The 14,366-nt window shown below is 48.3% G+C and carries 13 protein-coding genes and 1 riboswitch; of the genes, 7 read left to right on the top strand and 6 right to left on the bottom strand.

All coding sequences use genetic code 11. The features are described from left to right. Nucleotides 1-285: 285 nt before the first annotated feature. Nucleotides 286-1,257 carry a M15 family metallopeptidase gene (locus BUA17_RS21055; RefSeq protein ID WP_072734887.1) on the top strand — a complete coding sequence of 324 codons (972 nt, stop codon included), beginning with the start codon at nt 286-288 and terminating at the stop codon, nt 1,255-1,257. Nucleotides 1,258-1,645: 388 nt separating this feature from the next. Here the strand turns inward: BUA17_RS21055 and BUA17_RS21050 are convergent, their stop codons facing one another. Beyond that, a complete protein-coding gene (locus BUA17_RS21050; protein ID WP_072734886.1) occupies nt 1,646-2,719 on the bottom strand; it encodes a copper amine oxidase N-terminal domain-containing protein in 1,074 nt (357 codons plus the stop codon). A gap of 282 nt (nt 2,720-3,001) precedes the next feature. On the opposite strand from BUA17_RS21050, the gene BUA17_RS21045 reads away from it, so the two are divergent. Both BUA17_RS21045 and BUA17_RS21040 read left to right on the top strand, forming a co-directional pair. After that, on the top strand, nt 3,002-3,478 hold the full coding sequence (locus BUA17_RS21045; RefSeq protein WP_072734885.1) for a GNAT family N-acetyltransferase: 477 nt from the start codon (nt 3,002-3,004) through the stop codon (nt 3,476-3,478). Nucleotides 3,479-3,516: 38 nt separating this feature from the next. Beyond that, nucleotides 3,517-4,587 (top strand): Gfo/Idh/MocA family protein, encoded by a 1,071-nt coding sequence (locus BUA17_RS21040; protein ID WP_063568361.1) that lies wholly within the window; start codon nt 3,517-3,519, stop codon nt 4,585-4,587. A gap of 119 nt (nt 4,588-4,706) precedes the next feature. Here BUA17_RS21040 and BUA17_RS21035 read toward each other — a convergent pair whose 3' ends face one another. The 3 genes from BUA17_RS21035 to BUA17_RS21025 form a co-directional block, all read right to left on the bottom strand. Next, entirely contained in the window at nt 4,707-5,747 is a 1,041-nt protein-coding gene (locus BUA17_RS21035) for a zinc-binding alcohol dehydrogenase family protein (RefSeq protein ID WP_348537084.1), read from the bottom strand. Nucleotides 5,748-5,951: 204 nt separating this feature from the next. Continuing rightward, nucleotides 5,952-6,320 (bottom strand): hypothetical protein, encoded by a 369-nt coding sequence (locus BUA17_RS21030; protein ID WP_063568360.1) that lies wholly within the window; start codon nt 6,318-6,320, stop codon nt 5,952-5,954. An 85-nt stretch (nt 6,321-6,405) separates the two neighbouring features. After that, a complete protein-coding gene (locus BUA17_RS21025; RefSeq protein WP_072734884.1) occupies nt 6,406-9,069 on the bottom strand; it encodes a UvrD-helicase domain-containing protein in 2,664 nt (887 codons plus the stop codon). Between the two features lie 348 nt (nt 9,070-9,417). Between BUA17_RS21025 and BUA17_RS21020 the strand changes: the two genes are divergently transcribed. Next, on the top strand, nt 9,418-10,209 hold the full coding sequence (locus BUA17_RS21020) for a zinc ribbon domain-containing protein (protein WP_064642520.1): 792 nt from the start codon (nt 9,418-9,420) through the stop codon (nt 10,207-10,209). 68 nt (nt 10,210-10,277) lie between these two features. Further along, the gene (locus BUA17_RS21015) at nt 10,278-11,075 is read left to right on the top strand and encodes a TrmB family transcriptional regulator (protein WP_072734883.1); all 798 of its coding nucleotides are present in this window, start codon (nt 10,278-10,280) and stop codon (nt 11,073-11,075) included. Nucleotides 11,076-11,263: 188 nt separating this feature from the next. Here the strand turns inward: BUA17_RS21015 and BUA17_RS21010 are convergent, their stop codons facing one another. Continuing rightward, entirely contained in the window at nt 11,264-11,947 is a 684-nt protein-coding gene (locus BUA17_RS21010) for an NUDIX hydrolase (RefSeq protein WP_063567889.1), read from the bottom strand. A 79-nt stretch (nt 11,948-12,026) separates the two neighbouring features. Between BUA17_RS21010 and BUA17_RS21005 the strand changes: the two genes are divergently transcribed. Continuing rightward, nucleotides 12,027-12,329 (top strand): hypothetical protein, encoded by a 303-nt coding sequence (locus tag BUA17_RS21005; RefSeq protein WP_063567890.1) that lies wholly within the window; start codon nt 12,027-12,029, stop codon nt 12,327-12,329. 285 nt (nt 12,330-12,614) lie between these two features. On the opposite strand, the gene mscL is transcribed toward BUA17_RS21005, so the two are convergent. Further along, complete coding sequence (gene mscL / locus BUA17_RS21000) at nt 12,615-13,109, bottom strand: large conductance mechanosensitive channel protein MscL (RefSeq protein WP_072734882.1); 495 nt, start codon at nt 13,107-13,109, stop codon at nt 12,615-12,617. Between the two features lie 270 nt (nt 13,110-13,379). Beyond that, a riboswitch (purine riboswitch) is annotated at nt 13,380-13,479 on the top strand. Between the two features lie 299 nt (nt 13,480-13,778). Here mscL and BUA17_RS20995 point away from each other — a divergent pair. Further along, on the top strand, nt 13,779-14,366 hold the full coding sequence (locus BUA17_RS20995; protein WP_024632141.1) for a xanthine phosphoribosyltransferase: 588 nt from the start codon (nt 13,779-13,781) through the stop codon (nt 14,364-14,366).

Raw genomic sequence — 14,366 nt, 5'->3', positions numbered from 1 at the left:
CCCCCGCTTGTTTGTGATGTGCATCGGCATAATCCTTTTTATCCAAAATGGATATATACATTTCTAATTCGCTTCTATGGCGTTGAACCTTGGGATAGGGCTCTAAAAGTCCAAAAAACGACCGTACAAGCTGTACACCCGGCATATCTTTAGGGTGACCTCCTCTCAAGGAGGTCTTTACCGGTGGAGCTTCGCTGCAATTTAAGGTATACTGTCGCAGGGGAAGACAAGCCCACATGCACGAATACTGCAATCATTATTACAATATGCGATAGGAGTTTTTACATGAAATTACGTACAGGACGACAGCGCCAAGTTGCGGTTATGCTGTCCTCACTTATGATATGCGGAGCTTTGTTATCCGCTTGCCAGGACGGTTCGGGCTCAGAGGAGAACCAGAATCTGAACGCAGCAGGAAGCGCACAGCAAGAGTCGGACGGTACCACGGTTCATTTGACTGAGGATACTGGCAAGGATGGCAATAACACAGGTGGGGATGACAGCTCATCTTCGGACAATAACAATGAAGGTACAGATAGTGGTTCCGGCAATGCTTCAACTGGGGGAGAAGGTTCTTCTGACGCAGGCAATGGAGCCACAGCAGAGGATCCCTTGATGGAGAAACGCAGCATTAGCGCGCTGCAAACGACGATTGATGCACAAGCGGTAGTGACCAATTCAGAAGCGATGACAGTGATCGTTAACAAACAGCGCAGCTTGCCAGAAGGATATGAGCCGGATGATCTGGTTGAGCCTAACGTACCGTTTTCCTTCGACGGGCCGCATGAAAAGCGCCATATGCGCAAGGAAGCTGCTGAGGCGTTGGAGAAGCTGTTCGCCGGTGCCAAAGCGGACGACATTGAGCTTCGTGCGGTATCTGGATATCGTTCTTATCAGCGTCAGGTTTCAATCTATAACAACAATGTCAAAACCAAAGGTAAAGAATACACGGATCGTGTAAGCTCTGTGCCAGGCCACAGCGAACATCAGACCGGACTAGCGATTGACGTTTCCAGTCCAAGTGTAGGCAATGCCATAGAAGAGGTGTTTGGCACATCGAAAGAAGGCCAGTGGTTGGCTGAGCATGCAGCAGAATATGGGTTCATCATCCGTTATCCAAAAGGTGAGGAAGGGATAACCGGTTATGTGTACGAGCCATGGCATATTCGCTATGTCGGCACTGATCTGGCTCCTGATGTTGTGAAAAGTGGACTGACACTTGAAGAATACTTTGATGAGGCTAATATCAAGCTGTAAGCCTGGTGCTTCATCTTTTGATTGAAGACTAGGATCTCAATTTCATAGAGCCCCTGAATGATTCACCCTTGTCCAAGGCACGGGAGATCACTTCAGGGGCTTTTTGGTTTGAGCTAAATTCAGTTATATCCTATTTTATTTGCTTGTTCAGCAGGTCGGCAGGCTGATATGATTCATGTTTAATCAGGAGTTCAAATCACATTGATGCCGAAATAACGGAATAGAGCTATTACGTACATATATAAATAAATGCAGGATCGAGAAATAACCTTACCCCAACCTCCATGAAGGAGGAATCGTGGGATAAGGTTATTTCTGCATTAATATAGTGTGGTCTAGATCTGCTGTGCTCTACGCATAAAGAAGGCTAGCCTTCTTTTCTGGCAGCTTATTTCGCTTCAGGTTGATCGGCTGGTGTTTCGATTACTACTTTCCAAGCCGTTCCGATTGGAGGCAGGCTGCGAGTCAGGACGGGGCTATAGAAACCAATCACTTTGGCCCCTTTGGTCAGTTCCTCTGGTTTGATCGTTTCCCCTTGATGATTCACCAGTTTTGTATCTTTGCTAATGTTAAGGATAACATGGTCAGGTGCTGTCTCTGTCAGACGGGAGCCGGAGATCTCGATCTGAGTACCATTATCTTCTGTTGTTTTTACATTTTCAATCGTGCCTGCTGTACCCAGAACTTCTTTTGGTTGTGCTTCGGATTCCGAAGCAGCAGTATCCAGTACAGTGACTTTGTAAGTAGGTGTTTGAGGCGGTAAACTGAGGGTTGCAATCTCAGAATGCTCAGCTTCAACGTTCATGCCAATGGTCAGATCAGTAAGCTTGATATCTTTGCCATCTGCGGATTTGAACACGGTATCTTCACCAACATTAAGGACGATACCATCTGTACCTGCACCGCCGATATGGATGGATTGATATTTGCCTTCACTGTTAATTCCCGTAATGACCCCACGCTCAGTAACAGTTTTCACTTCCTCTTCACTGGAGATGGTTACTTGGTTACCTTTTGTATTCACTTGTGCGTGCAGTACTTTATCTGCAAAAGAAGCGGGTACAAACAATGTACCATTTGTGATTTCAGGTGCTGTTCCCAGCTTAAGCAGCATTTTATTAACTGAATACTGGTCTTTGCCTGTGGTGACGAGTGTCCAGAGGGTACCTTTTGTCAGCTCAGCAGATTTGTTTTCTTTGTTCCATTTCAGTTCAATGCCAAGTGCTTCTGTGAGATCACGCAGCGCGATCATGGGTTCTTGACCATCTTTGTTCCAATAGCCGTCAGCCATCGGTGCCCCGTTCACAGATACTTTTACGGCTTCAGTTCCTTTGCTGTCGGCTGATACGGAAGTTGAATTGATGGGCTGAGTGCTGTCCAGGTTTGCAGCATATGCGGCTCCCCCGCCCAGGGCCAAGGACAGGACCATCAGGGCACTAACTTTTTTCATGTTGTTGTTCATCGTTGATTTCATCCCTTCTCATCTTGGTTATGACGCGGTAAACTCCTATTAAGGCCACGTTCCAACCTTATAGACGGGACAACTTCGTCCAGTGTTGCACTTTGAGGTAATTAATGTGAGCAGCATGTTAGTCTATTATTTGAAAAACAGACCAATAGCCGGTTATAAGAAGCGGGATGCGGTTAAGGATCAATAAGTGGAAGACGTGTGATTCAGATTTTGAATTAACCTAGGATTACATGGGGTTGTGGAGCATCCAAATATGAGGAGGGGGGCAATCATATGAGTGATATGTTGGTTGCGCTTTACCATTTGCCAGAGCAAGAGAGTGGACTGAAGAAGTTGGAGGAGTCCTCCATTGTCATCCGAAGAGCCATCGCACCAGAGAAGCAGGTTGTGCTGGATTGGGTGAGATCCCATTTTAGCCAGCCCTGGGTGGATGAATGTGATGTAGCTTTTGCACGTCAACCCGTGACTTGTTATATTGCGCTTGAGCATGGGAAAATGATCGGCTTCGCTTGTTATGAAGCAACGTGTCGTAATTTCTTTGGTCCAACAGGTGTTGGTCAGGAGGCACGGGGCAAAGGTGTCGGTACAGCGCTGCTGTTGGCCTGTATGCACGCCATGAAGACAGATGGTTACGCTTACGCGATTATTGGATCGGCGGGACCCGTGGATTTCTATGCTCAGACCTTGGGGGCCGTGAAGATCGAAAATTCAACACCAGGGATTTACAAAGGCATGCTCCGGGCAGACTAGACGATATTCGTGTTCTGGAAAAGGAAGGGAGGAAGAAGATGAGTACTAGCAAAATGCTGCATATCGGCATGATCGGCACAGGCTCCATCTCGGATCTTCATATGAGGTGTTATGCCAAGAACGAGAATGCCGTCATTTACGCCATCTGTGACTTGAACGAACAGCGTGCAGCCGCGGCTGCTGAGAAATATGATGCACAATCCGTGTACACTGATTATCGCGAGATGCTGAAGGATCCGCATGTGGATGCCGTTAGTATCTGTACGTGGAATAATACGCATGCCGAATTTGCCATCGCTGCCCTGGAGGCAGGTAAACATGTGCTGCTTGAAAAACCGGTAGCCACCAATGTGGAAGATGCGCTGCGGATCGAAGAGGCTGTGAAGAAAAGCGGATGTACTTTTGTCGTGGGATTTGTGCGTCGTTATGATAACAATATGCAGATGATGCGTAGTTTCATTGATGCGGGTGAGTTTGGTGAGTTGTACTATGCCAAGGCTTCTATCCTGCGTCGCTTGGGAAATCCCGGAGGATGGTTTGCGGACAAAAACCGTTCCGGCGGTGGGCCGCTGATTGATCTTGGCGTACATATTATCGACCAATGCTGGTATCTGATGGGCAAACCGAAACCTGTTTCGGTGAGTGGCAATACGTATCGAAAACTGGGCAATCGTGCCCATATCGAGCATCTTTCTTTTTACAAAGCCGCAGATTACAGTTCCGCTGTCAACAATGTGGAGGATATGGCGAATGCGCTGATTCGCTTCGAGAATGGGGCTTCTTTGGCGGTAGATGTGAGCTTTACCCTGCATGCACGTGGGGAAGAATCTTCAGTCCGATTGTACGGTGAGCGTGGTGGAATTGAGCTGGAGCCGGAGACGCTAATCGTCACCGAGAAACACAATACGATCCTGAACATTGAACCTCAGACAGACTATAAAGGTCTCGATATTCACGGTGCCTTCCAGAATCAGATTGATCACTTTGTGGATTGTTGTCTGAATGGTACCGAGCCCATCAGTCCCATTGCGGATGGTGTGGCTTCGACTCGGATGCTGAGCGGAATTTATGAGTCAGCCGAAAAAGGTCAAGAGATTCGTCTGGACTGATATAGAGATTGAATCTAACGTGATATTAAAGGGTGTTGTTTCTCTATCTTATCAATGGAGAGACAACACCCTTTGGTTGATTCATTGATCGATCATAATCAGACAAAACGGATGTATGTTTAATTTTCAAACCCTTCCAACACGATTTTGCCAATCGCAGTGCCCGATTTGCTCTTTCTGTAGGCTTCCAGCAAGTTAGCTGCATTAATTGGTTCAATCCGCTCTGCCATCGTTGTATGAATCTTGCCCGCATCCACCAGATCTGTGATTTCATTAAGTAGAAGATGTTGTTCAATCATATCATCTGTCTGGAACATCGGACGGGTGAACATCATTTCCCAAACGAGTGTTACGCTTTTTGAGAATAACTTTTGAAGTTCGGCTGGTTTTTCGAAGGGTAGAATGGAGCAAATTTTCCCCTGCGGTAAAATAACTTCTGCCATCTCATCCATATGCTCATCTATATGATTTAGCACGAAAATATATTGTACACCAGCGAGTCCGAGATCTTTAAGTTGTGGTCCAAATGGTTGATGATGGTTGATCACGTGGTCTGCTCCGTTTGATTTTACCCAAGAGACTGATTCGGGACGAGAGGCAGTTGCTATAACTTTAAGTCCAGCTAACTTGGCTAATTGAGTAGCAATCGATCCGACGCCTCCCGCTGCCCCGATAATAAGCATACTCTTACCCTCATTATCCGATGCATTTCTGGAAATGCCCAAGCGTTCATAAAAAGCTTCTCCTGCCGTAAGGCTTGTCAGAGGTAAAGCTGCCGCCTGGGCGAAATCCAGATTTTTCGGCTTTCTGCCGACAATTCGTTCATCTACTAAATGAAACTCACTGTGTCCGCCTGGGCGCATATTGCTCCCCGCATAATACACTTCGTCACCAATGTTGAACAAGTTGCAATCGGAGCCGATGTCCACTACTACGCCCGCTACATCACGACCAGGCACGGTCAGGGATAAATCGTCCGGATGTTTTGAAAGATGCGATCTCCAATCCGTCGGATTGACAGACACCGCCTTCACCTCAACGAGTAAATCCTTTCCTGTAGGTTTTGGTTTCTCAACTTCTACCTCCTGAAATGGTGGTATGTCGGTCTCTAGCCCAGGCTCGTAATATCCGAACGCTTTCATCATGATTGGATTTCCCATCGTTATAGATATCCTCCTCGCATAAATAAGTTGTATATAAAATATATAGTATAATATCTAAAATAAACAGTAGTATGATTTTTGGTTTATAGTATCAATAATGATACTATTGGGGCTGAATTGTAAAAAAATAAAGACTCCCGTTACTCCTGAAGCAGGTCATTGGCCTGAATTCATCGGAGTGGAAGTCTTTGTGATAAGAGTTCATTTATTCAGCGGTGAGTTCTCATACCCCGGATCATCATAATCCGTATCTTGCAGCCGTGAAAGTACATTCATGCTCTCAATCGCCTGCCTGGTATCCGAAGTGCCATGGTCGTAAAGAAACGTGTACAGCAACGTCATGCCATCTGAGAATTGTTCTGTAGCCTCGTCATGATCCGCTGATTTGTAGGGTACCGGAGCCCGTTGCAATGTATAGGCATCTTCATCCTCCAGCACTTTCATCAGGTCTTTCAGCCGGTTTAGCTGTTCATCGTCCACCATGATTTCAAACGGTGTTGATTCGTTCTTGGTCTGTTCAATAAGATTATGGGTTACCGATACATAGTAATGCTTTTTGCCGTCCTGCATAATCCAACCTCCATTCTAAAATGGAAAAAAGACGCTTCTACTGTTAATAAACAGCAGGAAGCGTCCTGAAACGAATGGCAATTGTTCATCTTCCGAACCGCCCAGTTACGGGAACCTTACGGGTACCGGCCTCCATGGTGCCTGAACATAGCGGACAAGCCGGGGGGCCAGACGCCGTCTTTTTGGATACCTTGGCTGAAGGACCATCCGGTTTCTGGCGCAGCCATGCTTTGCAGGTGGAAGAACTGCACTTCCAGATCGCTACGGTTTCTGTACGTTCTGTACCTGAAGATTGCGACCCCGAACTGTTGGAGGACGAAGCTGCCTGATTCACACCCGTGGTGCTGAACGCCGTGTGATTGCGAATAACCCCGCTGCCGCGCCGCTCACTGAGACGATCCTCGTCTCGTTCATCGAGTACTTCAAAATCACGCCGATCACTTTGACGGATCGCGCTGCGCTGATCTGCACCACGCTCAACTGGACTCACTGCATCGCGTCCCTGTAGCCGCGAACCTGAACGGGCGTATGCTGCATTTCCATTTCTAGTTCTACTCTCATTGCCGTTAGCTTTACCATTCGTGTTCCCGTTCCCCTTCCAGTTGCTGCTACCGCTGCCGTATGACGCGTGATTGCCAGTCTGGCTTTCCTCGCGGTTTTTGCGTTTGTCTGGTACCTCCATGCCGAAGGCCTCCAGCAGAAAGCGGGAAACGTCCGCCGGTTTTCCGTGATGACTGGCGGGAGAAGTGATGTATAAATACTGTTTGGCCCGTGTGATTGCGACATAGGCGAGTCGTCGCTCCTCTTCCAGAGCCATGTCCAGTTCGGCATCGGTCTGCTGTACGGTAAGAGCAGCCTTCTGGTCTTCAGGGATATCCTGCCGCAGTGCCGTGCTGTGAGGTACGATTCCTTCGCTGGCACCGATCCAGTATACACATGGGAATTCAAGTCCCTTGGCCCGGTGAATCGTCATCAGTTGGACTGCATCGCTGTCCTGTGAACGGCGCAGTGATTCCATCTCGCGGTGTCTGCGGGACAGTTCATCGGCGAATTGGATGAACTCTTCAACGGTTTCGAATTTTTTGGCTGCAGCTTCGAATTCGTCCAGTGTCTCCAGCATCGTTTCCTTATAATGGGTAAAGATGCTTGGATCACCGCTTTCCATATATTTGTCGTAAAACTGGCGCCGCATCTCCTGGATCGCGATCACTGGTTTCAGCTTCGTCAGTGATTTGATCAGCTTGATGCGCTCCTTGACCTGTTCCTGCTGAAAAGGCTTCAGCTTGTCCCATTTGGCCAGATGAATGAGCGGATATTTCTTCGCTTGCTGCTCTTCACTGCGCTGAATCCACTCCAATCCGGCATCGCGGGATACATAGAGAGGCCCCAGCGTACTTGGCAGAGCATCTACAGCGCGTGGGTTCAGTGACAAGCGCATATGATCCATTAACGGTCGAATCAGTGACTGGTCATAGAAGACCGGGGAAGCACCATGTTGTACAAATGGCACATCTTTCAACACAAGCTGCTCAAATATAGCCCGACTGCTGCTGGCTGTCCGGTGCAGGATCGCGATATCCCGATAGGTATGCAGACCTTCCTCAACTTGCTGACACAACTGGTTAACAACCCAAGCTGCTTCTTCCTCGGTATTGGAGGGGGTGGCGAACCTTGGAGCATCTCCACGATGTCCGGCTGCGCGCAGCCGCTTGTCACGTCTTCGTTTGTTCCGGGCGACCAATTCGCTGCCCAGTCCCAGAATACGCGCATCGCTGCGGTAATTGATATCCAGCGTCACGATGCGTGCACCGGGGTAAACTTTATCGAATTCCAAAATGGATTCCTGCCGTGCCCCATTAAACGTATAGATCGTCTGGTCATCGTCTCCCACAACCATCAGGTTGCGGTGGGCGGCAGCCAGTTTTTGTACAATCTCATATTGCAGACTATTCGTATCCTGGAACTCATCGACCATGATGTACTGAAAACGTTGCTGAAGAGGTCCCAGTACAGCAGGATCACGAAGCAGAGCGGCAGCTCGCAGCAAAATATCATCAAAATCCATTTTGTTGCGATCCCGCTTCCAGGCTTCATAACCAAGGAGAACACGTTTGGCATCCCGTTCCTCCTGTGATTTTTCGGGAAGATCGCTCGTTTCTGAACCTTGCATTTTCCAAGCGGATAGCATAGCTAGCAGACTCTCAGGCTGAAACGCCTCACTCATGCCATTCTGACGCAGAAGCATCTTGAGCACCGTATGCTGCGCACGAGACTCGCCAAAAATCTCCTCCTGCACGCCGTAATGACGCAGCAGCGTCAACGCGAACGAGTGGAATGTACGGGCCTGCACCGCTCGTGCGGCTGCGGGACGAATGCCAGGCAGCGATGCGATGCGGTCTTTCATCTCAGTGGCAGCTTTGTTCGTGAACGTCACCAGCAGGATGCTTCCCGCGTGAGCACCACTAACCTCCATCAGGTAGCCGGCTCGTGCAGCCAGTACGGTTGTTTTGCCGCAGCCTGCTCCTGCGAGAGTCAGCAGGGGTCCTTTGCCGTGGCGAACCGCTGAGATCTGGGGTCCGTTCAGACGGATGCCTACCTCTTCCAGAGAGCGGAAATAAGGCGCATCCCGTTCATCGCTGGCAACGAGCTGCCTACTGGTCTCCAGCGGAGCTGAAGGGGACTGGGGCAGTGATGCCGCCGGGGTAACCCCGAGCGGACGGGGGTAAAACGTTGAGTTCGGACTTAACATCATTCATCCACCTCTATATGCATTCAGGGATAGGACTATCCCTGCTTAAAAGTAATTCATTTGCCCTTTTCACAATCACATTGTAAATTGGTATGATAGGGATAACCGCCCAAGTAGGCGGATCAGTAGGGCCAAAGCTTCATTATACCCGAACGTATGGTCCTGACGAAAGCCCCCGAATTCATCCAGCATCGGCAGAAAACGGGCATTCACGCGAGATTCCGCAACTTTTTGGCATGATATCGTATAAGTTATATACTATAAAAAAAATCAACTGAAAATGAGTTTTGGAACAAATGGGTGTTGAATCAAAAGGTTCAACTCTGACGGGACAGAGGAGGAGAAGTCATGAAACTGCTTCAGCGAATTAAGAACGGAGCAAACAAAGCAACAGAGCGTGCCCAGCACGCCGTTGAAATCGGAAAAATAAATAATCAGATTGTGGGCTTGCAGCAGGAACAGGAAGTCCATTTTACAGATATGGGTCGTATCTTCTATGAAGGTTATCGCGCACAGGACATGACGCGTGCCGAAAAAGAGATGGTGGATCTATCGGGATTGTGCGATGAATTGCAGGATGAGATCGATGGTCTGCGCAACAAGATTGCACAACTCAAAAATGAGCGCTTATGCGAGTGTGGACACGTCGCTTCACTGGATGCCAACTTCTGTCCGAAATGCGGACGCAAGTTGGGTGAATTCAAACCCGCAGCAGCATCTGTAGGGGCGACAAACCCTGCGAGACAGGAAGCAGCTGTGGCCCAAAGCCCGGAGGGACCAATCTATGATGCGCCAGCTGAAGAGGAACTGGAGGAAGCTGAGCCATATCACACGGTAATTCCGTCCATTGCGGACCTGGAGACCGAATCCGAATATAACAGTACGGAATTTACCCAAGAGGAAAAGGAAGCGTTCGATGCCGAGTGGGAACGCCGTCGGGATGAAGAAATGCAACGGGAGCGCGAGCGCCAGCAGGAGCTGGATGAGCGCATTCGGTACTGGAAAGAAAATAATCCGATCGTGAACACGGTGGACGTACAGACGGAAGTGCCACGCGAAATGGTGAATTGTCAGATTTGTACAGCAGAGCTGCCCAAAGGTTCGAAATGGTGCCCACGCTGCGGAGCAGAACAGATTTGATGCAGTAGAAGCGCTGCCGAATCAATGTGTGGCAGCGCTGGTTGCTTACAGCATGGGGGGACGGGAATATGGACCAACTGCTGCATCATTTGCGTCATCTGGGGTTTACCGAGATGGAATCTAAAATTATGGTGGAACTCGCTCGCCAAGGCTCGGCCTCGGGTTATGAGGTTGCAAAAAGGCTGGGTGTGTCCCGTTCCAATGTATATGCCACCCTGCAACGGCTGGAACAGCGGGGATTCCTGCGTTGCAGCGCAGGAGAACCTGCGAAATACAGCGTCTTGAAGCCTGAGGAGATGACAAGCATGATCTCCGGTCAGATGCGCGCATCTCTTGAATATGTGCAGAGCAGTATGCCGCAGCATGAGCCGGAGAAGCCGGTCTTTTACAACATTGAAGGCGACAAGAATGTATTTGAAAACCTGAGCCGGGAACTGGCTGAAGCCAAATATGAGATTGTGGTGGACGTGTGGCGTGAGGAAGCAGAGCTGTTGCGTGCCGACTTGCAGCGTGCCGAAGATCGAGGTGTGCGCCTGTTATGGTCATGTGATGGTGGAGAGGGTATTATGGATCAGCCCGCTCCTTGTCCTGGTTTGCCTTCATACGGAGCAGGGAATGGCCGGAAGTTCTCTTTAGTGGTAGATCGTCGTTGGTGCATGTTAGGGATGCGCGGAGAATCTTGCGCCACTCAGGCGATGGTGACAGAACATCCGGTCATGACCGGACTGCTGTTGAATCATTTTGCTCAGGAATTGGTGTTGTATGAACTGGAGCAGGACATGGGGGAGGAACTGGAGTCTCGATACGGGCCTCGATACCAAAACCTGTCAGCACGTTATTGGTCGGTACCTTCAGATATCCTATGAACTCCAAAATACATGCTTAAAGGAAGCAGGCGTTGCCATGAGGCAGACGCCTCTTCTTGCTAGTTAACAGAAGCAGTGATATTCATCACAGCAAATGTTCCCTGTTGAGCTAATGTAATAGGGTATGAATTCATGCTATTTTTGAGAAAATGAAGCTATGAACGTAACTTTATCATAGGCAAAATTGGTTAGTTTTTGGGCACGTGAACTAACGCTTCAAGTACATCGATATAATATTCCGTACCGTGTGGCACGAACTCGGCTGCTCTAATCTCGCGCATGTGACGTGTTTGAACGTGAAGAGGAACAGAGCTACTATTTGCCTGATCCACCTGATTGGACGCTGACTGCACGGCTTGCACTCCCGCGGCTTGAATCACATGGGTTTCGCCACGGAACAAGGCAATCAGGTCATCCAGAGGCACTTCATATAGACTGTCGACTTCACTTGCCTGCAAGGTATAGGCTTCGAGAGGCTGGTTTAAGCACAGTCCAAAGACAGAGCTGAATTCCCGATCAATAAAAGGTACACCGCGAACCTGCCCTTCAAGTTGCTGTCTTGCTGTCAACAGGTAGGTCAGCGTTTCAAAAGGTGCTTGCACGCCCAGTTCTTCCTCCAGCTCACGACTGGCTTCATGCAGCTGTTCGCCTGCTGTGAGATGCCCTGCTGCGGTAATGTCGTAACATCCGGGGAAGGTATCCTTGATATCCCGTCTTCGCTGAAATAGAACCAACCGCTGTGAGCCTTCGTCCCGCACGATCCAGCAGTGGAATGAACGGTGCCAGAATCCCTTGGCATGAACCACGCTGCGCAGCTCTGTACCTATCCAATTTTGCTGATCGTCGTAAATATCGAAACGTTCTGGGGTCATGATACGTATCTCCTTATATAGCAAGTTTTAAAGTTCAAAATTTCACAAAGTATGTTTTAAACGAAAGGGGAACCATCTTATGGAATGCATTGTACACTTTCAGGTCATTTATCCGCAACCTCAGGAACGTAAAAGTCTTAGAGGATTGATTATGGTAGGGCAAGGTCAGGAACCGGCGAATAGCCAGCTAACAACGATGTTTAAGGATATGGGATTCAACGTACGTCTGGAAGACGAGAGCCAATTGTTGTTTAAACCTGTGGATGCGTCGATGAATTTTGATTATATCCGGGTAACAGAGCTCGATACCGGGGAAGAGGTTTATAAGGAAGATCGGGATTTGAAGTCGATTTTGGAGCACTTGTTGCCGCGTCGATTCTAGTTTGTAAGCATGGTGAGCGTAAGATAATAATGACATTAGAGCAACATACCTGCTTGTGAGATAAAGAAAGGCCCCACCTTTACGGTGAGACCTTTCATGTGGTTGCCGATTTGATTCCACCCGCTCCGTGCGGGATTGCAACAACACGGATGAAGAAGCATGACGGACAGATCAAGCAGGAGTTTTTTTACATAAGCCTTTATATATTAACAATTATCCACTACTGTTCTCTATAGAGAGTTTGGGTACACTGTAAATTCTGATGCACTTCAAGCATGGAAACGATTAAGCCGTTGCGCCGTTACCTTCAGCTTCCAGCTCTGAAGTACAGTGCGAACAGCGAGTAGCCGCAGCCGGAATTTCGGACAGACAATATTTGCAAGCCTTGGTCGTTTTTTGCGGCTCGGGCTTTTTGTGTTCTTTGCTTTTGATGTAATTGATACCCTTCACCAGCATGAAAATACAGAAAGCGACGATGAGAAAATCAATCATCACGTTGATGAACTGCCCATATGCAATCACCGTAGCGCCAGCCTCATTGGCTTGAGCGAGAGTTGTGATCTCCTGTCCACTGGCAGTTTTCATATCCCAATCCAGATTAATGATTTTCTGACTGAAATCAACACCCCCAAGCAGTTTACCTACCGGTGGCATGATAATATCATTCACGAGGGACGTGACAATTTTACCAAAAGCAGCCCCGATTATGACACCTACTGCCAAATCGATGACGTTGCCACGTACAGCAAATTCTTTAAATTCCTTTAGTACGCCTTTCATGTCTGCAAATCTCCTTTACCAAATATATTCATAATACAGGCGGCGTTTCCATCGATTCTCCGTTCGGACACGCGCTTCCGTTCTCATATTGTACATAAAAAAACCGCAGCAATCATCCCTTTAATGCAAATTAAGACAAGTTTCCGCAACTTCCATGAAAATACTTCTTTATTTCACAGCGCCGATTCGGTATACTTCTAACATTATCAGTTCCGTTCATACTTTTACATTCAGGTTCGCGATCATACATTGTAACGAATCATGGAGCTCTAAAAATTTAATATGCCGACTCGTATATGTGCAGGAATAGGCCTGCATGTTTCTACCCGATCACCGGAATGATCGGACTACGGGAAAGATCCTGCAACGTTGTTAAGGTATGGAGAGAGATGATTATCGGGCAGTATGTCTGAAAAAGGATGTTCAAGTAGCTTCATATCCCTTCTTGAATAGGGAGTGAGGTTTGCTCTGAGTTATCCTGTTATCATGCTCTTCCATTACACTACACTTGCAGTATCCATGCGGCTTGTCCACATATGTACAAGTCCGTCTTTTCCCGTCTCCGGTTTTTCCGCAGCGTGTAAAAAGGCGGGCTTTTTGTTTTTTTACAGAGGGGATCGAGGTCATGCAGGCTTCTGTACGGGAGGGCGCACAGGGGGAAGAATTACGATGCAATTGTTAAAAGACAAGGTAATACAGGAAGGCATTGTCCTGTCCGAGCAGGTACTCAAAGTGGATTCATTCCTGAACCACCAGATGGACCCGGTTTTGATGAAGGAAGTCGGTAAGGAGTTCATCCGTCGTTTTGAAGGGGAGAACATTACACGTGTACTGACGATTGAATCCTCAGGGATTGCACCAGGCATCATGACTGCGCTGGAACTCAACGTGCCGCTTATTTTTGCACGGAAGCAGAAGTCACTTACACTCACGGAAGACATTCTGGTTGAGAAAGTGTACTCCTTTACGAAGCAGGAGACCAATGAAATTACAGTTGCGAAGAAGTTCATGCAGCCTGGTGACCGTGTACTGATCATCGATGACTTTCTGGCCAATGGCGAGGCAGCATTTGGTCTGGCCCGCATTGTGGAGCAAGTAGGTGCTGAAGTGGTTGGTATTGGCATCGTGATTGAAAAGGCGTTCCAACCAGGAGGCCGCTTGCTGAAAGAAGCAGGATACCGTGTGGAATCGCTGGTTCGCATCGGGGCGTTATCAGACGGACAAGTTACGTTTGCGGACGAGGAGGTCACGATCTAA

Source organism: Paenibacillus sp. ov031 (assembly GCF_900143165.1).
Classification (GTDB): domain Bacteria; phylum Bacillota; class Bacilli; order Paenibacillales; family Paenibacillaceae; genus Paenibacillus; species Paenibacillus marchantiae.
This window is presented reverse-complemented; position numbering and strand designations above follow the sequence as displayed.